Source organism: Agrobacterium sp. 6Ca8, from assembly GCF_055382765.1.
This window is the reverse complement of sequence record NZ_AP026433.1, coordinates 1,501,764-1,523,043: the sequence shown is the minus strand read 5'-3', so window position 1 is coordinate 1,523,043 and position 21,280 is coordinate 1,501,764. Positions and strand designations below refer to the sequence as shown.

24 protein-coding genes and 2 tRNA genes are annotated in these 21,280 nt (G+C 55.5%); 22 read left to right on the top strand and 4 right to left on the bottom strand.

The genetic code is table 11. The features are described 5' to 3' along the window. The first annotated feature begins 156 nt into the window (after nucleotides 1-156). Nucleotides 157-312 carry a hypothetical protein gene (locus tag ACZ5A6_RS07645; RefSeq protein WP_003515963.1) on the top strand — a complete coding sequence of 52 codons (156 nt, stop codon included), beginning with the start codon at nucleotides 157-159 and terminating at the stop codon, nucleotides 310-312. Nucleotides 313-328: 16 nt separating this feature from the next. After that, nucleotides 329-1,114, top strand: coding sequence for a DUF429 domain-containing protein (locus ACZ5A6_RS07640; protein ID WP_236776084.1), 786 nt, complete (start codon nucleotides 329-331; stop codon nucleotides 1,112-1,114). A 7-nt stretch (nucleotides 1,115-1,121) separates the two neighbouring features. On the opposite strand, the gene ACZ5A6_RS07635 is transcribed toward ACZ5A6_RS07640, so the two are convergent. Both ACZ5A6_RS07635 and ACZ5A6_RS07630 read right to left on the bottom strand, forming a co-directional pair. After that, nucleotides 1,122-1,198, bottom strand: a tRNA-Arg gene (locus tag ACZ5A6_RS07635). A gap of 51 nt (nucleotides 1,199-1,249) precedes the next feature. Continuing rightward, on the bottom strand, nucleotides 1,250-1,555 hold the full coding sequence (locus ACZ5A6_RS07630; protein WP_003495468.1) for an ETC complex I subunit: 306 nt from the start codon (nucleotides 1,553-1,555) through the stop codon (nucleotides 1,250-1,252). Nucleotides 1,556-1,820: 265 nt separating this feature from the next. Between ACZ5A6_RS07630 and ACZ5A6_RS07625 the strand changes: the two genes are divergently transcribed. From ACZ5A6_RS07625 to ACZ5A6_RS07530, 20 genes are all read left to right on the top strand, one after another. After that, nucleotides 1,821-1,897, top strand: a tRNA-Pro gene (locus tag ACZ5A6_RS07625). A gap of 55 nt (nucleotides 1,898-1,952) precedes the next feature. Beyond that, nucleotides 1,953-3,542, top strand: coding sequence for an integrase (locus tag ACZ5A6_RS07620; protein ID WP_464110901.1), 1,590 nt, complete (start codon nucleotides 1,953-1,955; stop codon nucleotides 3,540-3,542). 132 nt (nucleotides 3,543-3,674) lie between these two features. Further along, nucleotides 3,675-4,898, top strand: coding sequence for a phage portal protein (locus ACZ5A6_RS07615; protein WP_464110900.1), 1,224 nt, complete (start codon nucleotides 3,675-3,677; stop codon nucleotides 4,896-4,898). Beyond that, nucleotides 4,895-5,233: a gene transfer agent family protein gene (locus ACZ5A6_RS07610; protein ID WP_464110899.1), complete on the top strand. Its 339-nt coding sequence runs from the start codon at nucleotides 4,895-4,897 to the stop codon at nucleotides 5,231-5,233. Before ACZ5A6_RS07615 ends, ACZ5A6_RS07610 begins: the two co-directional genes overlap by 4 nt. Then, nucleotides 5,230-6,801 (top strand): phage major capsid protein, encoded by a 1,572-nt coding sequence (locus ACZ5A6_RS07605; RefSeq protein ID WP_464110898.1) that lies wholly within the window; start codon nucleotides 5,230-5,232, stop codon nucleotides 6,799-6,801. Before ACZ5A6_RS07610 ends, ACZ5A6_RS07605 begins: the two co-directional genes overlap by 4 nt. 3 nt (nucleotides 6,802-6,804) lie before the next feature. Continuing rightward, nucleotides 6,805-7,422 (top strand): hypothetical protein, encoded by a 618-nt coding sequence (locus ACZ5A6_RS07600; RefSeq protein ID WP_464110897.1) that lies wholly within the window; start codon nucleotides 6,805-6,807, stop codon nucleotides 7,420-7,422. Next, nucleotides 7,419-7,760 (top strand): HNH endonuclease, encoded by a 342-nt coding sequence (locus tag ACZ5A6_RS07595; protein WP_464110896.1) that lies wholly within the window; start codon nucleotides 7,419-7,421, stop codon nucleotides 7,758-7,760. The genes ACZ5A6_RS07600 and ACZ5A6_RS07595 overlap by 4 nt, the downstream gene beginning before the upstream one ends. Before the next feature lie 312 nt (nucleotides 7,761-8,072). Beyond that, the gene (locus ACZ5A6_RS07590; RefSeq protein ID WP_464110895.1) at nucleotides 8,073-8,489 is read left to right on the top strand and encodes a hypothetical protein; all 417 of its coding nucleotides are present in this window, start codon (nucleotides 8,073-8,075) and stop codon (nucleotides 8,487-8,489) included. Next, a complete protein-coding gene (locus ACZ5A6_RS07585) occupies nucleotides 8,486-8,788 on the top strand; it encodes a head-tail connector protein (protein ID WP_137410535.1) in 303 nt (100 codons plus the stop codon). Before ACZ5A6_RS07590 ends, ACZ5A6_RS07585 begins: the two co-directional genes overlap by 4 nt. Next, on the top strand, nucleotides 8,778-9,203 hold the full coding sequence (locus ACZ5A6_RS07580) for an HK97-gp10 family putative phage morphogenesis protein (RefSeq protein ID WP_464110894.1): 426 nt from the start codon (nucleotides 8,778-8,780) through the stop codon (nucleotides 9,201-9,203). The genes ACZ5A6_RS07585 and ACZ5A6_RS07580 overlap by 11 nt, the downstream gene beginning before the upstream one ends. Then, complete coding sequence (locus tag ACZ5A6_RS07575) at nucleotides 9,200-9,631, top strand: DUF3168 domain-containing protein (RefSeq protein WP_464110893.1); 432 nt, start codon at nucleotides 9,200-9,202, stop codon at nucleotides 9,629-9,631. The genes ACZ5A6_RS07580 and ACZ5A6_RS07575 overlap by 4 nt, the downstream gene beginning before the upstream one ends. Beyond that, nucleotides 9,628-9,945, top strand: coding sequence for a phage head closure protein (locus ACZ5A6_RS07570; RefSeq protein ID WP_464110892.1), 318 nt, complete (start codon nucleotides 9,628-9,630; stop codon nucleotides 9,943-9,945). The genes ACZ5A6_RS07575 and ACZ5A6_RS07570 overlap by 4 nt, the downstream gene beginning before the upstream one ends. Next, a complete protein-coding gene (locus ACZ5A6_RS07565) occupies nucleotides 9,942-10,334 on the top strand; it encodes a P27 family phage terminase small subunit (protein ID WP_013636357.1) in 393 nt (130 codons plus the stop codon). Before ACZ5A6_RS07570 ends, ACZ5A6_RS07565 begins: the two co-directional genes overlap by 4 nt. Beyond that, a complete protein-coding gene (locus ACZ5A6_RS07560) occupies nucleotides 10,335-11,954 on the top strand; it encodes a terminase large subunit (RefSeq protein ID WP_464110891.1) in 1,620 nt (539 codons plus the stop codon). A gap of 10 nt (nucleotides 11,955-11,964) precedes the next feature. Then, nucleotides 11,965-14,679 (top strand): D-alanyl-D-alanine carboxypeptidase family protein, encoded by a 2,715-nt coding sequence (locus ACZ5A6_RS07555; RefSeq protein WP_464110890.1) that lies wholly within the window; start codon nucleotides 11,965-11,967, stop codon nucleotides 14,677-14,679. 223 nt (nucleotides 14,680-14,902) lie between these two features. Further along, entirely contained in the window at nucleotides 14,903-15,334 is a 432-nt protein-coding gene (locus ACZ5A6_RS07550) for a hypothetical protein (RefSeq protein ID WP_464110889.1), read from the top strand. Between the two features lie 45 nt (nucleotides 15,335-15,379). Further along, a complete protein-coding gene (locus ACZ5A6_RS07545; protein ID WP_464110888.1) occupies nucleotides 15,380-16,210 on the top strand; it encodes a hypothetical protein in 831 nt (276 codons plus the stop codon). Between the two features lie 197 nt (nucleotides 16,211-16,407). Then, complete coding sequence (locus tag ACZ5A6_RS07540; RefSeq protein WP_464110887.1) at nucleotides 16,408-16,824, top strand: hypothetical protein; 417 nt, start codon at nucleotides 16,408-16,410, stop codon at nucleotides 16,822-16,824. Continuing rightward, the gene (locus ACZ5A6_RS07535) at nucleotides 16,811-17,830 is read left to right on the top strand and encodes a hypothetical protein (protein WP_464110886.1); all 1,020 of its coding nucleotides are present in this window, start codon (nucleotides 16,811-16,813) and stop codon (nucleotides 17,828-17,830) included. Before ACZ5A6_RS07540 ends, ACZ5A6_RS07535 begins: the two co-directional genes overlap by 14 nt. A 224-nt stretch (nucleotides 17,831-18,054) precedes the next feature. Continuing rightward, on the top strand, nucleotides 18,055-19,023 hold the full coding sequence (locus tag ACZ5A6_RS07530) for a hypothetical protein (protein ID WP_464110885.1): 969 nt from the start codon (nucleotides 18,055-18,057) through the stop codon (nucleotides 19,021-19,023). Between the two features lie 234 nt (nucleotides 19,024-19,257). Here the strand turns inward: ACZ5A6_RS07530 and ACZ5A6_RS07525 are convergent, their stop codons facing one another. Both ACZ5A6_RS07525 and ACZ5A6_RS07520 read right to left on the bottom strand, forming a co-directional pair. Beyond that, nucleotides 19,258-20,400: a ceramide glucosyltransferase gene (locus ACZ5A6_RS07525; RefSeq protein ID WP_174061125.1), complete on the bottom strand. Its 1,143-nt coding sequence runs from the start codon at nucleotides 20,398-20,400 to the stop codon at nucleotides 19,258-19,260. Between the two features lie 582 nt (nucleotides 20,401-20,982). Continuing rightward, on the bottom strand, nucleotides 20,983-21,252 hold the full coding sequence (locus tag ACZ5A6_RS07520; protein ID WP_003515956.1) for a DUF982 domain-containing protein: 270 nt from the start codon (nucleotides 21,250-21,252) through the stop codon (nucleotides 20,983-20,985). Between the last annotated feature and the right edge of the window lie 28 nt (nucleotides 21,253-21,280).

The following is a 21,280-nucleotide window of genomic DNA, read 5'->3' as shown; positions in this document are numbered from 1 at the left end:
TCCTCTGATTGTGGGAAGTGACATAGCTTGCCCAAAGGGGGAAGTGAAAACTTGGTAATATTTATGATAGCTCTGGTCTGCTAGAGATAAATCCGAAAAGGCCGATGCCATTGATGTGGCGCCGGTTTCAGCAGCGATATGCAGGACGATGATATAATGAACGACAATGTGGTGAAGTTCCGCAAACCGGCGCCCCCGAAAAAGCCGCGCCAGCCGCTTGGGCCAAAATCGAAAAAAGCCCTGACGATCGCCGCCATCATCGCTTTTTTCGCCGCCGCCTGGGGGTATTTTACGCTGTTCGGGCAGGGGTGACGCTCTGAAAGCCGTATTGGGTATAGACGCCGCATGGACTGTTACCCAGCCAAGCGGGGTCGCCTTGGTCATCAACGATGGAACAGGCTGGACGCTGCGTGCCGCCGCATCTTCCTACGTAGGCTTCCTTGCCTTTGGAACCGATATCCCGGTTCTCGCTGATCGCCCAAGGGGATCAGTTGCCGAAGCATCGGCGCTTCTGGCGGCCGCAGAAGCCCTTGCGGGATGCAAGATCGATCTCGTTACGATTGATATGCCGCTCTCGCATCAACCGATTACTGCCCGCCGTGCTTCTGACAATCTGGTGTCTTCCGCCTATGGTTCCCGGCAATGCGGCACCCACACCCCAAATGCAATCAGGCCCGGCAAGGTCAGTGATGATCTTAAAATGGGGTTTGAACTTGCGGGATATCCGTTATTAACCAGGGAAATCAGCAGTCCCGGTCTGCTCGAAGTCTACCCGCACCCTGCGCTCGTTGAACTGACCAACGCCGCGAAACGGCTTCCGTATAAGCAGGGAAAAGTCGGCAGCTACTGGCGGTCGGATACGTCCGCAGACCGTCGCGCCAAACTCCTCGAGGTCTGGTCGTTCATCATCGCACATCTGGATCGACGGATAGGTGGGGTTGCCGATGCACTCATCATCCCTGCGACGAACGCAAAGGGATGGGAGATGAAGGCTTTTGAGGACAAGATGGATGCCGTCGTGTGCGCCTGGGTCGGGATTTGTGCTTTGGAGAGTGAGGCAGTGCCGTATGGCGACGACATTTCCGCGATCTGGATCCCGAAAGCGGCAGTTTAGATGGAGATGGCGACCCCTGCAGGATTCGAACCTGCGACATTCGACTTAGAAGGTCGACGCTCTATCCAGCTGAGCTAAGGGGCCGTCGTGCCGGACTATTGTTGCTCCGGCTGAAAATCGTTCAGTGCGTCTTCTTCAATGCGTCCAGGGCTGGGTGCGGTTGAAGCGGAAATTATCCGTGTAGGATACAACTTTGCGGGTTGCTTCCTTTGGCTGGATGACGCGGTATTCGATGCCCTTGCGCTGCGCATAGGCTTCGGCCTGTTCCTGCGTCTCGAATGTCAGCTTTACCTGCTGCTTCATGTCGGATGTCGAGGTGTATCCCATGATCGGATCGATCTTGCGCGGGACCTCAGCGTCGAATTCCAGAACCCAGACATTGGTTTTCGCCTTGCCGGATTGCATGGCGGTCTTTGCAGGGCGGTAAATCTTCGCAGACATGTCGAAACTGCTCCGGTTGGGCGGTGGGGCATGCGCCCCGGATTACTATTCACGTACCTGAATAGAATAACCAAATCGTGTCAGGAACGCTGAATTTGAAATGGACCGACTCCATGTGAGAGTCAAGACGATTATCCTTTGCGACCTCTTCACGGTCCCACCGCGTTGCATGAGTTTTCAATAATCGAGACAATGGGCTCAACAAAGATGAATTTCCCTGTTGCGGACTGCGGGTGAACCGTGTATTCCCCAGCCATCGCCTCGGCGGAGTGTAGCGCAGTCTGGTAGCGCATCTGGTTTGGGACCAGAGGGTCGGGAGTTCGAATCTCTCCACTCCGACCATTTCATCTATTTGAAATGATTAGAACCCCTTGCATAGCAAGGCTTTTCCCCCATATTGACGTCACAAATCACGTCACAAAATGGGGTCCGAATGGCGGGCAAACCTCAACATTGGAAAGAGCGTAACGGGCGGTATTCCGCAAGGATCGTCATACCTTCATCGCTCCGGCCATATCTTGATAATCGGGCAGAACTCGAAATTCAGCTGGGTGGCGACCGGCGAAGCGCCCTTCGCAACCATGCCGCCGCCGTTGCTTCGATGCAGAGGCAGATTGGCATTGCCCGACTGAAGCATGAAGCCGCGACCGGCCAGCAGCCGAAGCCAGCGGCCCATCCACTCACCGCCCAACAAATCGCCCTACGTGACTACCAGAGCCAGATCAGCTTCGATTCCGAGATTCGTGCGCATGACCCTCGCTATGCGCAGATTGACCCCGATCCGGAATATGACGCTCATCCATTCCGCGACGGCTTTGCGGGCAAACTATCCGACGACGAACTAGAAGAACTCGTCGGTTCCCGTATCGAGCGCGCACGTCTCGCAGGAAACACCGACGCCGTGAAGGGAACGCCGGAGTGGCGCGCATTAGCGCAGGCGCTTTGCATCGCGTCCTACGAGGCTGTTGCACGGCGCTACGAGCGCAACGATGGGGATTTCAACGGAGAACCCTCTCACCCCATGCTTGTCGACGCCGTGAGACAGGAGGCAAGTCAGCCTGTAGCCTCGCCTTTTGCGGGCATAACCTTTGAGGACGTTATTAAGGAACAGGAGCGACTAGCTTCCATCGGTCTCAGCCGTCCGAAATCGGAAGCGACCTTAGAGAAATATCGGAACGCGAAAGACGATTTTGAGGCTTTCCGAAAAGATAAGGCCGTTGCGACGGTAACACTCGCAGAGGGCAGGGCGTGGCGTGATCACATGCTTGTCGATGGCAAGCTGTCCCGTAAGACCGTGCACGACAAAATCACCATCATCCGAACCCTGATGGGTGAGGCAAACAAGCAGGCCGAAAACCAGATGTTTCCACAAGGGGAACCGTGGGCGGCTTTGGAGCTTCCGGTTGTTCAAAAGGGCGACAGTGCCGAACGGACCTATTCACTCAAAGATGCCCGTCATTTCCTCGAATTTGCCCGGAGCGCAACACGAGCAAGCTTTCGCTGGATACCATGGATCATTGCCCATACCGGTGCGCGAGTGAATGAAATCACAGTGCTGGAAAAGCGCGATATCTTCGAAGTAGAAGGCTTCTGGTTCATTCATATCCGTGTTGGCGACGGGCGAAAGACAAAGACGCACAAGGCGCGAAAGGTGCCGGTGCACCCCGGATTGATCAAGGAAGGCTTCATCGAATGGGTGAAAGCACAACCAGACGGCAAGCTCTTTCCCGGTGGCAAGAATGAAGACCAGCGCTTGCGCGAATGGATACATGAAAAGGTCTTCCCGAAGCGCACCGATTTGCCCCCGCCGAACCACGGTTTCCGCCATCTGTTCGAAGACGCACTAACAGGAGGCGTGTCTGAACGGGCCGCCCTCTACATCATGGGGAGGTCTTCCGGGTCATCCGCTGACGACTATGGCGGCAGCGACGTGAAACTTGTCGAGATCGCGAAACAGATGAAAACCGTGCGCGACATCATCCCCTAAGACGATGCATCAATTTTTCTGATTCAAAATCGATATTATATCATATTTTCTGAAGTTTTTTAACTTATCGGGATTCACATCCGAATCCTGTCGTGAGATAATATTCCTAAGTTAAATAGGAATGTTATCCACATGGGTTTTTGGAGCGAAGTCATAAACAGGATTGGAATAGGGGAGCGTAAAGCTTATCTCCTGTCCGATCCTGCCGTTTCCGAAATCTTTGGCGTGCGCACTACTTCCAGCGGCGCCAGCGTCGGTGGTTTGTCGGCGCTCAACACTCCGGCTGTTCTTCAAGCCGTGCGCCTGATTTCTGAATCAATCGGCTCCCTGCCGGTGAAACTTTACCGGGAGCAGGCCGAAGCAAAGGAAATTGTCAGCAAGCACACCGCCCATAAGATCGTCCATAAGCGGGCAAACGAATGGACCGGTGCAGGCGCAATTCGCACGCAACTTACGTCCGACGCCCTGATTTATGGCAACGGCTTTGCCCGTGTCGTGCGCTATCCCGATGGACGCCCGTTTGAGCTTATTCGACTTTTGCCCGGAACCGTGTCCGTCGTGGAAGACAGCCTTGGCGCAGCCCCGCCATTCTATCGTGTTTCTGAGAACGGCGGCTCCCGCGACTATCCGCACAGCGAAATCCTTCATATTCCTTCCTTCCTCAATCGCTCCCCGATCTCGTTTGGCCGTGAAGCCATTGGCCTTGCATCCGTTCTGGAAAAGCACGGCGCAACGTTCTTCACGTCCGGCGCACGTCCGAACGCCATTATCTCGAATGAGAAGGCGCAGGGCGGGGAAGCTGGCGCAACCACCATTTCCAATATGCGCAAGAGCTTCCGGGAGTGGATGCGCGGCGCTTCCGCCGATCCCCTCATTCTTGATGGTGGTTGGACCTATCAAGCACCTGCGCTCACCTCCACCGATAGCCAGTATGTCGAAAACCGCCTCGAACAGATCAACGAAGTTGCCCGTATCTTCGGCGTGCCACCGCACCTGCTTTTCCAGCTTGAGCGGGCGACGTGGTCCAACGCCGAACAGATGGGTGCAAGCTTCCTTCAGCTTTGCCTCCGGCCATGGCTCGACAAGTGGCAGGAAGCCCTTGCAACTGTCCTTCTGACCGAGATCGAACAGAACGACCATTGGTTTGAATTTGTTGTCGATGACCTCATGCGCGCTGACATGGCATCGCGCACAGCGAATATTACGGCGCTCGTCACCAATCGTGTCATGTCGCCCAACGAAGCCCGCGCCATCCTCAATATGCCGCCGCTTCCCGGTGGCGACGAGTTGATCAATCCCCATACCACCTCCGGCGCAACGTCTGTTGCGGCCCCTGAAAAGGAACCCGCCAAATGACGGAACACCGCGCCTTCTTTGGCGACGGCGAGAAAGCCTTTGCCTTCCCGACCCGAGACCTGATTATCGAGCTTGAAACGAAAACCGGCCATGGTGTCGGTGCGCTTTTCCGCCGTTTCCGCGATACTAGCTACAGCTTTACAGACGTTTCCGAGATCATCCGGATTGGCTTGATCGGCGGCGGCACTGCCCCCGAAGAAGCTAACCGGCTCGTGTCTGTCTATGTCATCGGCAGGCCGCTGGCCGAAGTTTTTGCCGTTGCAGACGGCGTTATCACCAGCCTGTTCTTCGGCGTTGAAGCCGTGAATGACGCAATCTCGCAGGTGGCACAATGACAACCGCCGCCAGCACCATCGAAACAGGCAACCTCGAAATCAAGGCCGAAGTGTCGATTGACGACACCGGCACCGTGACCGGGATTGCGTGGCCTTTCGGCCAGCCCGACAGCTACGGCGATCTTATTGAGCCATCCGCCTTCAGCTTCGCCCCGCGTGTCCCGATGATCGTGGAGCATGAGCAGAAAAGCGTCGTCGGCGTCTGGGAGTCCTATTCTGTCACCGGCAAGGGACTTGAGGTTAAAGGCCGTCTTTTTGTTGAAGGCATCGAACCTGCCCGACAGGCCCGGCTTGCCCTTCAGCGTGGCACCATGTCCGGCCTGTCCATCGGATATCGCCTTCACGAAGCCAAGGCACGTCCGGCAGGTGGCCGCGTTCTGACGGCCCTCACAATCAATGAAATCTCCCTTTGCAAGCGGCCTGTCCATCCAGACGCTCGCATTACCGAGACAAAGTCTCACCCCCTCAACGTTGAACAGGAAAACCCCAAAATGGAAAATGCACAGCAGAACAAGCCGGTGGCAAATGCCGATCCGGTTGTGAGCGCCGAAGAAATCAAGGCGCTCAAGGACGATATCGCAACGATGCAGGCCAAGCTTAACCGCCGCCCTGCCGCCGACAACAACAATCACCCCAAGGCTTCGAACGATAACGGCAACGAAGTCAAAGCCTTCTCGGATTTCGTTCGCACGGGCGATGCTTCCGAAGTGAAGGCACTCGCTTATGGCGGTTCCTCCACAGGTGGCATTCTCGCACCGGAAGCCGTTGCTACCACCATTCTCGAAAAGGTGGCTGAATACTCTCCGGTTCGCGGCCTTGCCCAGACCATCGCCATGTCCGGCCCGCTGCTTCAGCTTCCGCGCCTTGTCGATGAAGTCACCCCGGCACCTCGCGCCGAAACCGCCACCGCTGCCGAAGATGAGCCTTCGTTCGAACAGATCGATCTGAAGCCGTTCGAAATGGCCGTGACTGTCCCGGTCACTCGTATTCTGCTGGAAGACGCGCAGATTGACCTTGCCGCTTTCCTGTCCAATCACATTGCGCGCCGTTTCGGCCAGATCGAAGCATCGTGGTTTGTCAACGGCAACGGCACGACGCAGGCAGAAGGCGTCCTGAAGTCTACTGACGTGGAAGAGGTCGCAGTTGCCACTGCCGCTGGCTTCAACGCGGAAGCCCTGATCGATCTCTATTATTTCATCAAGACGAGCTATTCCGTGAACGGTTCGTGGCTGATGAACCGCAAGACCATGAGTGTTGTTCGCAAGCTCAAGGATAGCGACGGAACCTATATCTGGCAGCCCGGTATCACCGCAGGTCAGCCTTCGCTGCTTTTGGGCCGCCCGGTTTATGAAGCCGTGGACGCGCCGGACATCGCAGCCGGTAAAACCCCGATCATCTTTGGCGATTTCGCCAGCGGCTACGCCATCGCTGATCGTGTCGGTTTCGACATCATCCGCGACGACATTACCGGCGCTGGTAACGGCGTGGTGAAGCTGCATGCACGCCGCCGTGTCGGTGGCCGCGTGATCATGGGCGAAGCCCTCGCCAAGCTCAAGATCACGGCCTAAGCCATGAGAAAGCAGCGCGCATCCTTCGAACAGGTGGAAATCAGTCATGGCGGTAACGCCGTGACCCTTCGCCCTTCGTTGCGCGCCGCCACCATCCTTGAAGAACGTTTCGGCCTTCCGGCGCTTCATGCCGCCTTGGAAGACCTGAACTACACAATCATTTCCGAAATCATTCGGGCCTCCGAAATAAGCAGCGGCACCCCGAATGCAGCGGCTTTCCTGACTGCCGTGCAGCGAAAGCCGCTTTTCCCTTTCTTTCTCGCTGTTCGCGCCCCGTTGTTCGAACTTGTGTCCATGCTTACGCCAGCACCGGAAAAACGTGTGCAACCGTTGCACACGACCGGCAAGCAGGTGACGTGGGCGGAAGTGTTTGCAGCCCTCTATGACCGTGCGACCGGCTGGCTTGGCTGGACGCCGGAACAGGCTTGGAACGCTACACCTACCGAAATCGACCGGGCCTATAGAGCGCACCTTGAGAAACTGAAAGCCATTCACGGCGGCGGTTCCGACGAGAAAGAACCAGACCCGGAACAGGCAGAGCGCAACATTGCCGCTGGCCTTGATCCTGAATTTGACCGTGCAGGACTTCAGGCACTCAAATCTTCCGGGAGGCGCAAATGAGCAAGCCCCCACGGATTTGCGCATGTGGCGCCGTTGTTCCCCACGGCCAGCTTTGCGGGTGCCAGGAGAAGGCCAAGCGCGAACGCAACGCCCGCCATGATGCCCGCCGCCCTTCAGCAGCCCTTCGCGGTTATAACCATGAGTGGCGTAAAGCCCGTGTTGAATATCTGCGTGCGCACCCCTCTTGCCGGATGTGTGGGAACCTCGCCACCGTTGTCGATCACGTCATTCCCCATCGCGGCGACAAGCGCCTCTTCTGGTTTCGCGGTAACTGGCAATCCCTTTGCACGCCTTGCCATAGCTCCACCAAACAGCGGCAGGAGCGCGGCCTGCAATGACGCCTGAAACCATCCTTGAACATGGTGGCATCCAGCAACCCATTATTGAATGGGCGCTCGACTACGGCATCACCCCAGCCATCATTATCGCTCGGATAGGCCGTGGCCTTTCCGTTGCAGACGCCATCACTAGACCCATGGCGACCGGCCACAAGTGCCAGCGCCTCCCTGTCTACAGCGACGAACAACGTAACACCCGTAGTGCTCTCAGAAGCACCGTTACATCTAAGCGATTGGGCAAAGGGGCCGCTTTCGCGCCCCCCTCGTTGTCATGCCCCGATAAAAAATCTAGCGCAGGCGAGGATTAGCCCGATGAACCCAATCGAAATGGATACTTCCAGAACGATTTTCTCAGATGACTTTTCCATTTTCATTTTCAGCATTTGCTTTTCCTTTGTAAGTTATGGGGAAGCAAACGCTGTTTTCTGTCAGGCTAAGCCTGATATTATTAAAGCTGTTACTTTTGCTTATGGGCATCTTCCCCGAGTTAATGTGAAAGTAACGTCAATCATGACGAACAATCCTTTGATTGCCGGTGGACAATCCATCCGGTTCGAAAACTATTTCCTCAATACAACCCTTGGTCAAGTGCGCGAACGATTGAGTTGTGGGTTGATCCACAAGCAACCCGGGGCGCCTCACAATTTGCACCCATTCGTCGGGACCGGCGCGGGGAGGTCTGTTCAAGAAAATCCCGAAATAATCTTTCACAAGGAAGCAGCGGAATGACGGGCATCACCCACGATCTCGCAAAGCAGCACATGCGCATCGATCACCATGAGGAAGACGCGCTGATCATGCTCTACATTGAGGCGGCAGAGCAGTATGTCGCGAATTATATCGGCAGGTCGCTTGATGATTTCGACCCGTTTCCGTCTGATCTGAAAGTCGCGATCCTCCGGTTGGTGGCCTTCTATTATGAAGTGCGTAACGTCGCCACGTTCGGGATTTCCAGCCAGATCGCGCCCCAGACCATCACCCAGACGCTCGATAACTACCGGGAAAGGTGGTTCCACGATGGCGAATGACGGGCTGGACGATCTCATGAAAGCATTTGACCGGGTGAAAAAAGCTCCGCGTGATGCCGTGCTTAAAGCCCTGACGACCTCCGCAGAGTCGATCGCATCCACGCAGCGCGCCCTTGCGCCAGAAGATACAGGCGCGCTGAAAGAGTCCATTGCCGTCACGCTGCCCGGCCAGTCCACCCCGCCGTATAGCCAGCCCGGCGGCAACCGTGTCGCCGGTCCTTCCGAAGTCATCATCACGGTAGGCGACACCGACACGCGCTACCCGCATCTGGTCGAATACGGGACCAGCAAAACCGACGCGCAGCCCTTCTTCTGGCCGGGCTTCCGGCTTCAGCGCAAACGCGCACAGCAACTTATCGACCGGGCAGGTCGAAAGGCGGTGAGGGACGCATGGAAAGGCACGACCAGCGAATGAGTATCGAACCTGTTCTCACCCTTCAGACCGCTATCCGCAACCGGCTGATCAATAAGCCGGAAGTCACCGCCCTTGTGCCGCCGACCCATATCCGGGCAGGCAGCACGCGCCCCGACAAGACACCCTGCATTGTGATCGCAGACGGCAACACCGAACTGCATGGCAATGATTATCGCGCCCAGACCGCCGCGTGGGTCTTTTTGGACTTGCATGCTTGGACGCTCGACGCTGGGCAGGATGCCGCGAAAGAGATCGCCGCCGCCGTCAATGATGCCCTGTCCAAATACAATTTGTCTGCCGAAATGGAGAGTGCCGGAGCCTATTGCGATCACTTCAAGGTCACGACCATCCGGCACCCACGCGACCCCGATCCTCAATACGGCCATTCCATCTTGTCGGTCGAAGCTCTGATCCGGTGGCTCAAATGATCAACGCGGGTAAAATGGATCGGCGTATTACCATCGAACGCCAGACCGAAACGGTGAAACCGTCCGGCGACGTGGTGAGAGCATGGGCTACCGTCGCCGTTGTCTGGGCCGAAATCATCCAGCAGTCAGCCACGGAGTTCTTCACGGGTTTTGGCGAAGCGGAAACCGGCAGCATCATTTTCCGTATCCGCTACATGCCGGGCATCACCACGGCAGAGCGCGTCACCTACAACGGCAACGCCTACGGTCTGAAGGAAATCAAGGAAATCGGCAGATACGAAGCCCTTGAGCTTCGCGGTGAGGTGCTGAAATGAGCATCCACAATCGCGGCGTCAAACCGGCCATCCAGCGCGACAGCACCGCCCTGACGAAAATGCCGTCGCCGCCCAAACGCCTGTCACCGCAAGCGAAAGCCGAATGGCGGCGCGTGTTTCCGGTGCTGATCAAACGCGGCGTCGTCACGACCGGCGATCTTGCTGGCATCGAAAGCTATTGCACGGCAGTCGGCTTCGTCGCCCAGATCACTGAACAGATGGCTGGCATGGCCGTTCCCGACATGAAGCTTGGCGGTCTGCAAATCCGTTACATGCAGACGGCCCGCCAGCTTGCCAGCGAATATGGCCTCATGCCCGCCAGCCGTTCGCGCATTGGTGACGCTGGCCCCGCCGACGATGACGACGATAACCCATTGGCGGTGGTGTAAATGGCAGGCACCTACCCGGATTGGGTTTTCGATAACAGTCCTATTGAAGACCCGTTCGGTTATGGGGAGCGTGCCGTGCGCTTCCTTCGTATGCTTCGCCATCCATCCAGCAGCGCACCCAAACGCGCCTTCACGCTGACCCGCTGGCAAGAGCGCATCGTGCGACGCATCTATGGTCCACGCACGCCAGACGGCCACATGATCGTGAAATCGGTTTTGCTTTTGATGCCGAGAGGCCAACGCAAAACCACACTGGCCGCAGCACTGGCGTTGCTCCACACCATCGGCCCGGAAGCCGTTCCCGGTGGACAGGCGATCTTCGCGGCCAAAGACAGCGATCAAGCCAAGATCGCCTTCAATGAAGCCGCTGGCATCATCCGGGAGGATAAGCGGCTCGTCGTCGCGACGAAGATTTATGGCAGCAAAACCGGCAAGCGTCTGATCAATTGCGACGTGAAGAAGTCGAGCCTTGAGGTTCTGTCATCGGATGGCGGCAAGGCGCACGGCCTTTCCCCGACCTTTATTCTTGCCGACGAATTGCACGTTTGGAAGAACCGGGAACTTTGGGAAGCGCTCAAGAGCAGCCGCGTGAAAAAGCGGCCCCTCACCATCATCGCCAGCACGGCAGGCGCGGGCAACGAGAACCTGCTTTATGATGAGTATGTCAACGCCTGTAAGATTGCGACAGGTGAGAAATTCAATCCGTCATATCTGCCCATCTTGTTCATGGCCGACCCGGACGATGCATGGGACGACCCGGCGACATGGCATAAGGCAAACCCCGGCCTTGCTGACGGCTTCGTGTCGATTGAAGAATTTGAGAACCTTGTCACCGATGCCAGAGACAGGCCGCAGGAGCGGTTCGCGTTCCTGCAATACAACCTGAATATCTGGCAGGGCGCATCCCGCGAACCGTTGTTCGATATGGACATCTATGACGAAGGCCACGACCCTAATTTCGATCTGGCCGAACTCGAAAGCCTGCCTTGTTACATCGGCGTGGACATGTCGGTTAATGGCGACCTGACGGCCATCGTTGCCGCTTGGAAGCACGGCGATGGCCGTATTTTCACTCACCCGTGGTTCTTCGTTCCCGGTGACGACCTCAAGGCCAGAGCCGTGAAGGACGCCGTGCCGTATGAGCAATGGAAGGCAGACGGCCATGTGATTGCCGTTGATGGCCCCATCATCGAACCGGAAGCGGTTGAGCAACATATCCGCGACCTTTGCGCCACGTTTGACGTGCGCGAGATCGCCTTCGACCCGTATCTTGCCCGCAAGACCATGCAGCGTCTTCACGATGACGGCTTGCCAGCTATCGAAATGCGACAGGCGCCGCTCACCATGGGACCGGCGATTGGCGACCTTGAGCGCACCGTTAACGGGCGCATGATCCGCCACAACGCCCATCCGGTGCTTCGCCATCATTTTGATTCCGTTGTCGCCAGCCGTGGGGATACCGGCCTTGTTCGCATGCACAAGGACAAACGCGCAGATCGCATTGACGGCGCTGTTGCTGCTGCCATGGCCGTGTCCCGCGCCGTCCAGAGCAATAACACCCGGTCAATCTATGACCTTCCCGAAGATGATTTTGATCGGCTCATGCAGGCCGCAGCATAGGAGTTTGAAAATGGCAGATGAAGGCCAGCAGCTTTTGATCACTTTGGCGGCTCGTTTCGATAAATACGAACGCGACCTGACACGACAGCAACAGCGTTCCCGAACCGGCTTTAAACAGATGCAGACCGACGCCGAAAAGGCTGGTTCCGGTATTGAACGCGCAATGGGTAACGCCATGAAGACGGTTGGTGCTTTCGGCAAGGGCTTGGCCGGTGGCCTCATCGGCGGGCTTGCCATCGGTGGGCTTGATACGATGATCGGGCGCGTTGCTGATATCACGAAAGGCATTGCGAGCATCGGCAGTGAGGCGAAGCGTGCCGGTTTGTCCAATCGCGCTTTCCAAGAACTTTCCTATGTCGCGGAACAGGCGCGCATTCCCGTTGACGCACTGACGGACGGCATGAAGGAGCTTTCGCTCCGGGCAGATGAATTTATCTATACCGGCAAGGGGTCTGCTGCCGAAGCGTTCCAGCGGCTGGGCTTCAGCGCCAGCGACCTCAAGGAAAAACTCAAAGACCCTTCCGCCCTGCTTGTCGAAATCATCGGGCGATTGCAGCAACTCGACAGGGCGGCGCAAATCCGCATCGCTGACGAACTGTTCGGCGGAACCGGGGGTGAGCGCTTCGTTGAACTTCTGTCCCGTGGCGCTGACGGCATCCGGGAAACCATTGCGGAAGCACACAAGCTGGGCGCGGTGATGAGCGACGAAATGATCGCCCGTGCCGATGAACTGGACCGGAAGTTTAACAAGATCGGCACCACCGTCAGCACCTTCACCAAACAGGCCGTTGTCGGCCTTGTCGGTGCGATGGACGATTTTCTCGACAGATGGAACAGGATCGAAGAACAGGAGAACCGCAACGTGCAGCGTGGCCTGACGGCGGTTTACGAAGACCTTCAGGAAGCTAAAGCTGTTCTGGCCGATCTTCAGTCACAGGCATTGCTTGATCCCGATGACCCGATCACTGGCCAGAATATTGACAGGCAGAAACAGAAGATCGAAGAACTCACCACGGAAGCCATGCGCTTGCGTGACGTTCTCGACCGCCGGAACGGTTACGCTGAAGGCTTCATTTTCAAAACCGGCGAGGAAGCGGCGGGTGCAAAGCCGCCGATCACTGATCTTAACGCTGCCATGTCCGGCACCGACAGCGCCGCCGCGAAGGCGACCGCCAATATCAAGAGCTTTGCCGATGCGATCCGCTCTCTCAAGGGTGAAGTGCCGGAACTGGCGAAAGAACTCCAGAACCTCGACAAGAAAGCCCAGATCGAAGCCGTTTATCAGGCGGCGCTTTCCAAGGCGCAAGGTGGCCGCGAAGTGGCCTTGGCTAACGAAATGCGCGGCAAGGCGCTTTCGTCGCTCAATATCAAATCCGCGACCGACGATCCGGCTAGCTATCTTTCTTCCGTTCTGGCATCTGGTAAGAACGCTTCGCATGTCAGCGGCATGCAGGCGAATTTTCAAAAAAACCTTGCCGCCATGATCGCCAGCATGCCGAAGGAATTGCAGGGCAGCGTCACGGTCAATTCCGGTTTCCGTTCGGTGGAGCGCCAGCAGCAGCTTTGGCTTGAAGCCCTGAAAAAATATGGCTCCCCTGAAGCCGCCCGGAAGTGGGTTGCACCGCCCGGTAACAGCCAGCACAACAAGGGCAACGCCGCCGACCTCGGTTATGGTTCCGACGCTGCCCGCAAATGGGTGCATGCGAACGCCAGTAACTTCGGCCTGTCTTTCCCTATGAGCCATGAGCCTTGGCATGTGGAGGATAGTTCCGCCCGTTCCAAGGATACCGCCGCCGAAATCGAGCGATTGACGCAGGCCGCAACCCGGCAGGCAGATGCTTATTCCCAGATCACGGCGGGCGCACGGGAATACACCAACGCACAGCGCACCGAACAGCAAGCGCTTGGTATGACCGAGCAGGCGGCGGCGGCGCTCCGGTATGAGCAGCAGATGCTTGCTGAAGCGCAGCGTGCAGGCATTGCCCTGTCACCACAGCAATGCAGCGAGATTGCCCAACTTGCGCAGGGAATGGCCGCAGCCGAAACCAGCACCGAAGCCTTGCGACTGAAGCAGGAACAGCTTTCCGAAGCCGGGAATTTCTTTGGCGGACAAATGGTGGACGCGCTCTCCGGCATCATCACCGGCACCACGACATGGCAGCAGGCACTTCAAGGCATCTTGCAGTCGCTCGTTAAAGTCGGCCTGCAAGCCGCGCTTCTCGGAACCGGCCCTCTTGCCGGTCTGTTCGGCGGCTCCGGTGGTAGTTCGTCCGGTGGCATGGGTGGCATTCTTGGCGGTCTTCTCGGTGGCCTGTTTGGCTTTGAGAGCGGCGGCTATACCGGCGACGGCGGCAAGAGTGAACCGGCTGGCGTGGTTCACAAGGGCGAGTATGTCTTGAGTAAACGCGCCGTTGAACGTCTCGGCGTCCAGAACCTCGACAGGATGCACCGTGGAGCGCTCAAGGGCTTTGAGAGTGGCGGATACGTTGCAGATACACCAACGCTTTCAGCTGGCTTCTCGGGTGGTGGGAACGCAGCCCCGGTTCAAGCGATCTCGATTTCCGCACCTGTGACGGTTAACGGTAGCTCTGGTTCACCCGAGCAGAACCAAGACCTTGCAAAGCGCATGGCTCGCGAAATGGAGTCAACGATGCGTGGCGTGGTTGCTGACGAAATGATGAAGCAAACGAGACCCGGCAATTTCGCTAACAGCCGGAGCCGCTGACAACGCGGCCAAAATAAAAGGGGAAGCGGCTCGTCGGCGGCTTCCCCTGTAGCGTTTAGCTGCCGTCGCTTGCAGCAGGAGAAATATACGCATTCCATGTATTTAAATCAACAATTTCATTGATTTATTTGATTTTCACCACGCGATTCCTTGAATGATTCTTTGGTCAGTGTTATATTAGTGCATCTAACGCATTCAATGCACTGAAACAGGAGTTATCGCATTGGCTACAGCAGCAATCCGCCTTCCCGAAGAACGTGCCGAACAGGCGCGACAACTCGCAGCCCATAAGGGTGTTAACCTTGCCGATCTCGTCGGCGGCCTCATCGTTGATGAGATCAAGCGCCTTGGACTCGGCCAGCAAATCGGCCTTGGGAATATCGACATCGCCAATCTTGAAGATGGCACTATCCACCTTGATTACGGCGCTGGTGTTCATATCTGGACCCCGGAGCAGACGCTCGACATCGCGCAGGCCATCGAAAACGCGCTTGCTCGGAAGGGTAGCACGCTGGATGTAGACGCCGAAATCGAGGTGGCGCGTGTCGGTGTCTCGGTCCGGCTGAAGAATCTCAGCACCGGGCATGAGCGCACGTTCGCGTCGTCTGTTGCCCGTGAATTGGTGGCGCTCTTGCGCCATCACGCCCAAAACTAAAACCCTCTGCCGTCGCTCGTTTTCACCATTTAAGGCTCGTCGCCCTTGTCCAACGCTCCCCGATATTCCGGCCAGTCGCCGCTGCTTCGTCGCCTCGTCAATGACGTTCCGGCTGACGGGCAGGCGTGCAAAATTGGTTCAAACCGGCCTGACGAAAATCGGTCTAAAGGCGTTGTAAAACATGATGTTAATGGGGGTGTCCCGGATACTTGTGCAGTAGGGCAACAACACACCCCTACCACTCCCCTTAAAAGCACCTCTACCAACACGCCCGTTACCTTTAAAACCACTCCTAAGGAGACATCCAAACCCCATCGCTCGAAAGCCCTGCAAGCCTCAGTCGCTCGTATGGGTGATATCGGAAGCAAGCCGTGGCGCACTCTTTGGCAGCACGAAAAGCTTGCCCGGTCCTTTGAAGCCGCTGGTCGCCAAAACGGCCAGACCTTTACGCTTAACCTCGATCCGGCCCGCGAAAAGCTTTTGCTTAGCCGTCGCGATCCGGCAGATGATCTTCGCCGCCGTATTTCCAGAGAATTGAAATCTGCCCTTGGCTATCTTCCGGCTTACGGCTTTACCTTTGAAATCTCACCGACCGGAAGACTCCACGTCCACGGCGTTCTTGTTCTTCGCTCCACCTCCGACGCCGCCATGAAACTTGTCCGGGAGGCACTGGCTAGGGCAGGTGGTAGGATGACGGGTAAAGCCGCGCCAAGGCAGGTTGCATTCGCCAAGATCGAAGACGGCTTTGGATGGGCAGCGTATTGCCAGAAGGCGTTTGATACCGCCTGCAATTGGCTTGGCACCAATAAGGTGTCTTACGTTTCGACCGATCTTCTCCGGTTTGCAAAGGCGGGACCCGGCTTCCCAGATCTCTAATCATAAATCGCGAGCCGCTGTTCAATAGTTTGAGAGACACGTCAAACGTGGGGCGAATAAGACTCAAGATTAGTTGAAAGTAGAATTAGAGCATGCTAATCGCCTTTTGATTGTATGATTCATTTGGCAATTTGCTGATGTAAGGTTGCTGCGAGCTAAGGCCTACCAACTCATTCAGCATCAATAGCGGTGTAAAAGTGACTGTATCTGATATTGAATGGCGTGAGAGCCTGCCAGACCGCTGCCCCCCTGATGACGCTTCAGAGCCAGCAGGTCAAACCTTAATCAGACTGGTTGTCGGAGAGACGCCCGGACAGTGTGAGTTTGCTTCTCACACGGCTCTTGGAATCCCTTGCCATGATGATAGCCTGCTTTGCGAATGGGCTTCTTGCTCGATGTTCTTACCAAGCTATGAGAAGCATAGGATTAAAGGTCTCCTGAAATACCGGCGACTTAAGAAAAAGACACATGTAGCATTTGTTCAGATCGATAAAGACAGCGGAAAAGTCCAGATTAAAGATTCAAAACATGTTGATTTATGGATGTTCAAGTCATTTAATCCGGTCGACAATATTGTGAAGGTTATAGGGGTCGACCAGTATGAGCCTTCATAAATCTGAAAAAGGTGAAATTGAAAAAGTCCTTGTTTTCTACGATGGACCTCAACTCCTTTTAATGAAAAATCAACACGGCGAGCATTTGTTGGGATATGCAGTCGAGAAAGACGGCTATGACTACCCGATTTTTGTAGTTCAGATGCTTGAGCGAAATTTGTCTCTTTATTTGTCTGGCAAAGTTGATCTTCGATACGTTTTCAAAAAGACTCCACCGACGAGATTATATTTTGCTGATCTTGCTCGAGGAACTAAGGACATTAAGCTAAGAAGAGCCCGTTCATCAGAACTCACTGATGATGTTTTTCCAGAGGCTGGTATCTTTTCCTCCACTCATACCCATCCAATCTCCAATTATTATTCGGAAAACAATGAGAAGCAGCGCTTCGCTATAGATGGAGTCTGGGAAGCGCGAGATTTTTCTCAGTTTCACGGTAAAATGGCGGATACCTACTCGCTTTTGTATATTGCGCAGAAGCTGAGCAAGGAAGAGGCGTCTTCCTCAGAATCCGAGTTCCTCAGAGAGTCTATCGCCGATCGGCCTTGGCGTGGAGGGGGGAGCTATCTTTCGTTCTATGGTGGGATCAAGGACGAAGCTCGGTCAATCCATCCGTTAAGGGTGGCAGGAATCGAATACCACTCTCCGGGCTATATGGACGTAGCAGGAAAAAGGGAAGTCTTAGACGAGATCGTTGAAGCTATTGAAATTGCATCTCATGACCAGCAGAAGATAAGGACGCTCTATAGTGCGATTCGTAAAGCCCTCAGTCATGAAGGTCTTCTACGAGTCGGAAGCGAGCACGGATTCTCAAATGCTGCAATTGAAGACTATGTTAAACGCCAATCGCTGGACTTAGCTGAAGCCGTTGCACTTCCTAATGGAAATGAAATATTGAAGCTATGTAGTGGAAACGTGGCTGTCTTTGCGAAGCTGGTTCTTTCTTACTATCGACGCATTCGTGGTCTGGCGGCATTCTTCGTTCAAGGTCGCGCAAGTATCGGTTGACAATTTAGGAGAATATCTCCGGGTCGATAGATATATTTTGACTGATAGTTCTGCCTTGTTTTAGTAGTTCAGCATAGCCGAGGGCGGTTACGTCACGTCCTCGGCATTATGTCTAAACTACCTAGGCTTAATTGGCGTTTTCAAATGGTTATACAGCGAGGTCTCATCTGCTTTCGGAGGCCTCTGATCTGTAGGCACATTGATTGACAATGAAGAGATCGGCCATGGCCGGGGATGAACGAGAAAACAAGCCGGTCGGTAATTGGCCGAAAATTGACGAAAGCCAGTGGTATGCTTTTGCAATTACGAGCGCGATTTTTACCGCTATTGCTATATGTGGGGCGTTCTTTTGGATTTTTGGCGATGGCTTTGACGGCGAAACTGACCTCAAGAAGGCGCAGGCAGTGGCACCCTTTGGTGTTGCTTTGTTCGCCTTAGTGACGTTTTGCACAGCCAGTTGGCGCGGATCAATCAATACCCGTCAAGCGGATCAAGCTGAGCGAGAAGGCAGGGCAAAGCTCCTGCAAGAGGGCGCAAAGCTTTTGGGTCAACTGGATAATCCCGCTCACATCTCGGCGGGCATCGCCACATTGGAGATACTCGCAGTGGGCGATGACGAGCGCTTGGCAATACAGGCAATGAACCTCATAGCGGACTTCGTGCAGGCTCAAATGGCTGATTCCCACGATAATCAGTTTCGTGAAGAGGCCTTCTCCGCTCTAGCGAACGCCGCTGCTTTAGGTAGGATCGCCAAGCGATCAATCCGGTTCAAAACAAACGACCCTTCAACAAACTGGGAGTCACTCGCAGGGATGCGGCGTGTCAGTTATATCGGCGGCAGCGCTGATGGTGGTTTTTTTGGTGAGTTCCACGATAGGGCTGAGTTTAGATATCAAGACACAAAATTGAGCGGAATGGATTTAAACATAGATTATAGATTCAGGAATTGTGAATTTAGTTACTGCACTATTAAGACATACGGATCAAAGTATGGGCCTTCACCCAGTGAGAACCTTAGGTTTGATAACTGCGATTTTTCCGGCTGTGACTTTATTGAAATCAGGAAAGGTTTTCCTGACTTCAGAAAGGGTGAAAACCATGTCTTTAAAAAGATGCCGACCATTGACGGCAGGGAGGATTTATCTGTCGATTGGGGAGAACATTTTCAATTGCGCGACCACCCGTTCTTTTAAGAAAGTTGCACGCCTCTGAGGGAATACAGATCAGGATCAACGTCGAGATCGTCACAAATTTACATCCGCCACAATGTCACAAATTAGAAATATCTAATACAAATATTATTCTTTTAAATCAAGTTGTTACGCATCGGAAAAGTGGAGAGATGGTGATTTCGAATCTCTCCACTCCGACCATTTAAAGCGAAACATTCGCTTGTCGGTGTAACCCCTTCAAATAATAGCTTCCGTTCAGTCCGCTGAAGGTCCGGCCAATGTGCTTTCGGCCGTGCCGATCGTCATGACATTGCCGCGCCATGCAACCGCGCTGCCGATCCAGCTGCGTACCCAGACGAATGGCATGATGACATCCCGCGCGACCATTGCCGGAAGGGTATAGAGTGATACCGGCCACCGGTTGAGAGCTGCGAGCGCCAGTTCCGGGCCATACATGATGGCGAGTACGGCAATCGCGGTGACGGCAAGGTTCGCATCCGCGGCAACGGCGGCAGCGAGCGCGAAGAGGAGCGGGGGAAGCGCGCCGGTGAGGATTTCCGGGGCGAAATATTGCGGGAAGGTGACGCGCCGCAGCCGCGCCCAGCGGGTCTGCCGCGACCAGATCTCACCGGCATGGCGCTGTCCGAGAGGCTGCTCGAACGGGGCCGACACCAGATGTACCTTGCGACCGGCATTTCTGACCAGCTTCGTGGAAGCGGCATCTTCGGCGATTTCGGCGGCGAGCGCGCGGATGCCGCCGCGCTCTTCCAGGAATGGCTTGTTCCACAACATCGATTTGCCCTGCGCGAAGCCCATGCCGATGGCTTCCGCCGCATATTGCCAGCGGCCTTGCGAGCCGTTGAGGAAGGCGCATTCCACATGCGCCCAAAAGCCATCCGGCCGGGAGCCGAGCGGTGGCGAGCAGACCAGTCCGCTATCCGGCCGCCAGGCCGACATCATGGTTTCGATATAGGATTGCGGCATCAAGACATTGGAATCGGCCAGAATGACCCATTCGTGTTGGGCAGCACGCCAGCCCTTGACGCAATTGTTCAGTTTGGGATTGGCGCTGATGCGATCATCGCCGATGAGCAATTGCGCTGAAACTGCGGGGAAGGCCGCGCTTGCCTTGCGCACTTCCTCGATCACGGGATCGAACTCGTCGGCGACACAGAACAGCAGCTCATAGTCCGGCCAGTTGAGCTGGAAGGCGCGCGACAGCGTCAGCGGCGTGAAAGTTTCGATGCCGCGCAGCGGCACCACCAGCGATACCGGCGGTTTCTGCCGGACAAGTGCGTTGTCCGTATCGCGTCTTTTCAGCCGCCAGCCTGCCAGAACGACGCCGAGAAGATTGAAGGCGAGGAGCAGAATTGCGCAAAGGGCAAAAACAGTTTCCATGCTGGCCAGTTCCACTCCCAAGCTTTCAGCGGTTTACCCGCCAACCGATTCCATGGAATTCGTCATTGCGGATTATAACGTTTGCATGACAGTTACATGTCATGTTCCGCAGGCAGGATCCGACTTCGGTCGTTCATGCGCCTCTGGCGCACGGGTCGATGCCGCGTTTGTTACCGAGAAAGCGTGAACGGTTTTTGCAGGCTACCTGTTCGCTAGGGGAGACGGTTGTTTGCCTGGTTGAATGCGATAACGACGAAGCGGGCGTGTCGCGCTATCAGGAATAGTCGCGTCGAAACACCGATTGTAAGACAGAAATCTATCCGAGTATTGACTGCCGGTGCATGGGGATAATTAAGACGGTGTATCTCACAGCAACCTCCCGATCCCTGTTCGCCCGGCCATTTGAATAGGACGACGCTCAGGCTTCAATCAAACGGGCGATCCACGAAGGTGGATTGCCCGTTGTTTTGACCTCTGGAGGCATGTTGATGAACGCAGATCAACTTCCCGCTCATCCGATTGTTATCACGTAAGTGATTGATATTTATTCGATAATATTCACAAAGCCTTCCGCGTGACGACCTAGTGGATGTTCAGAATATGCGCGTGGCTGCTTGCGACCAGAAACGATTCCCGCGCTTTTTCGATGTCGCATTTTCCGGCGATAGCATCGAGACAGTTCCTGCGTGCGTCCTCATATTCCGGTCCGTGTTCGTCCGGCCAGCGGTACATCAGCATGTCCAGCGCCACCAGAGGGCTGTAGATTTCCACCGCTGCGGATAGCGGCAGGTGGATAGCCACCGGCTTCATCCACGAGGCGTGGTGACACGGCTCCGTTTTGTTAATCAGCATGTCATTCTCCTCCCTGTTTCATGCGCCT

Excerpts from the sequence above, each read along its gene's own strand:
- ACZ5A6_RS07645 (WP_003515963.1), top strand. The coding sequence starts at position 157 with ATGAACGACAATGTGGTGAAGTTCCGCAAACCGGCGCCCCCGAAAAAG.
- ACZ5A6_RS07630 (WP_003495468.1), bottom strand. The coding sequence starts at position 1,555 with ATGTCTGCGAAGATTTACCGCCCTGCAAAGACCGCCATGCAATCCGGC.
- ACZ5A6_RS07615 (WP_464110900.1), top strand. The coding sequence starts at position 3,675 with ATGGGTTTTTGGAGCGAAGTCATAAACAGGATTGGAATAGGGGAGCGT.
- ACZ5A6_RS07610 (WP_464110899.1), top strand. The coding sequence starts at position 4,895 with ATGACGGAACACCGCGCCTTCTTTGGCGACGGCGAGAAAGCCTTTGCC.
- ACZ5A6_RS07605 (WP_464110898.1), top strand. The coding sequence starts at position 5,230 with ATGACAACCGCCGCCAGCACCATCGAAACAGGCAACCTCGAAATCAAG.
- ACZ5A6_RS07600 (WP_464110897.1), top strand. The coding sequence starts at position 6,805 with ATGAGAAAGCAGCGCGCATCCTTCGAACAGGTGGAAATCAGTCATGGC.
- ACZ5A6_RS07595 (WP_464110896.1), top strand. The coding sequence starts at position 7,419 with ATGAGCAAGCCCCCACGGATTTGCGCATGTGGCGCCGTTGTTCCCCAC.
- ACZ5A6_RS07590 (WP_464110895.1), top strand. The coding sequence starts at position 8,073 with ATGAACCCAATCGAAATGGATACTTCCAGAACGATTTTCTCAGATGAC.
- ACZ5A6_RS07585 (WP_137410535.1), top strand. The coding sequence starts at position 8,486 with ATGACGGGCATCACCCACGATCTCGCAAAGCAGCACATGCGCATCGAT.
- ACZ5A6_RS07580 (WP_464110894.1), top strand. The coding sequence starts at position 8,778 with ATGGCGAATGACGGGCTGGACGATCTCATGAAAGCATTTGACCGGGTG.
- ACZ5A6_RS07575 (WP_464110893.1), top strand. The coding sequence starts at position 9,200 with ATGAGTATCGAACCTGTTCTCACCCTTCAGACCGCTATCCGCAACCGG.
- ACZ5A6_RS07570 (WP_464110892.1), top strand. The coding sequence starts at position 9,628 with ATGATCAACGCGGGTAAAATGGATCGGCGTATTACCATCGAACGCCAG.
- ACZ5A6_RS07565 (WP_013636357.1), top strand. The coding sequence starts at position 9,942 with ATGAGCATCCACAATCGCGGCGTCAAACCGGCCATCCAGCGCGACAGC.
- ACZ5A6_RS07560 (WP_464110891.1), top strand. The coding sequence starts at position 10,335 with ATGGCAGGCACCTACCCGGATTGGGTTTTCGATAACAGTCCTATTGAA.
- ACZ5A6_RS07555 (WP_464110890.1), top strand. The coding sequence starts at position 11,965 with ATGGCAGATGAAGGCCAGCAGCTTTTGATCACTTTGGCGGCTCGTTTC.
- ACZ5A6_RS07535 (WP_464110886.1), top strand. The coding sequence starts at position 16,811 with ATGAGCCTTCATAAATCTGAAAAAGGTGAAATTGAAAAAGTCCTTGTT.
- ACZ5A6_RS07530 (WP_464110885.1), top strand. The coding sequence starts at position 18,055 with ATGGCCGGGGATGAACGAGAAAACAAGCCGGTCGGTAATTGGCCGAAA.
- ACZ5A6_RS07525 (WP_174061125.1), bottom strand. The coding sequence starts at position 20,400 with ATGGAAACTGTTTTTGCCCTTTGCGCAATTCTGCTCCTCGCCTTCAAT.
- ACZ5A6_RS07520 (WP_003515956.1), bottom strand. The coding sequence starts at position 21,252 with ATGCTGATTAACAAAACGGAGCCGTGTCACCACGCCTCGTGGATGAAG.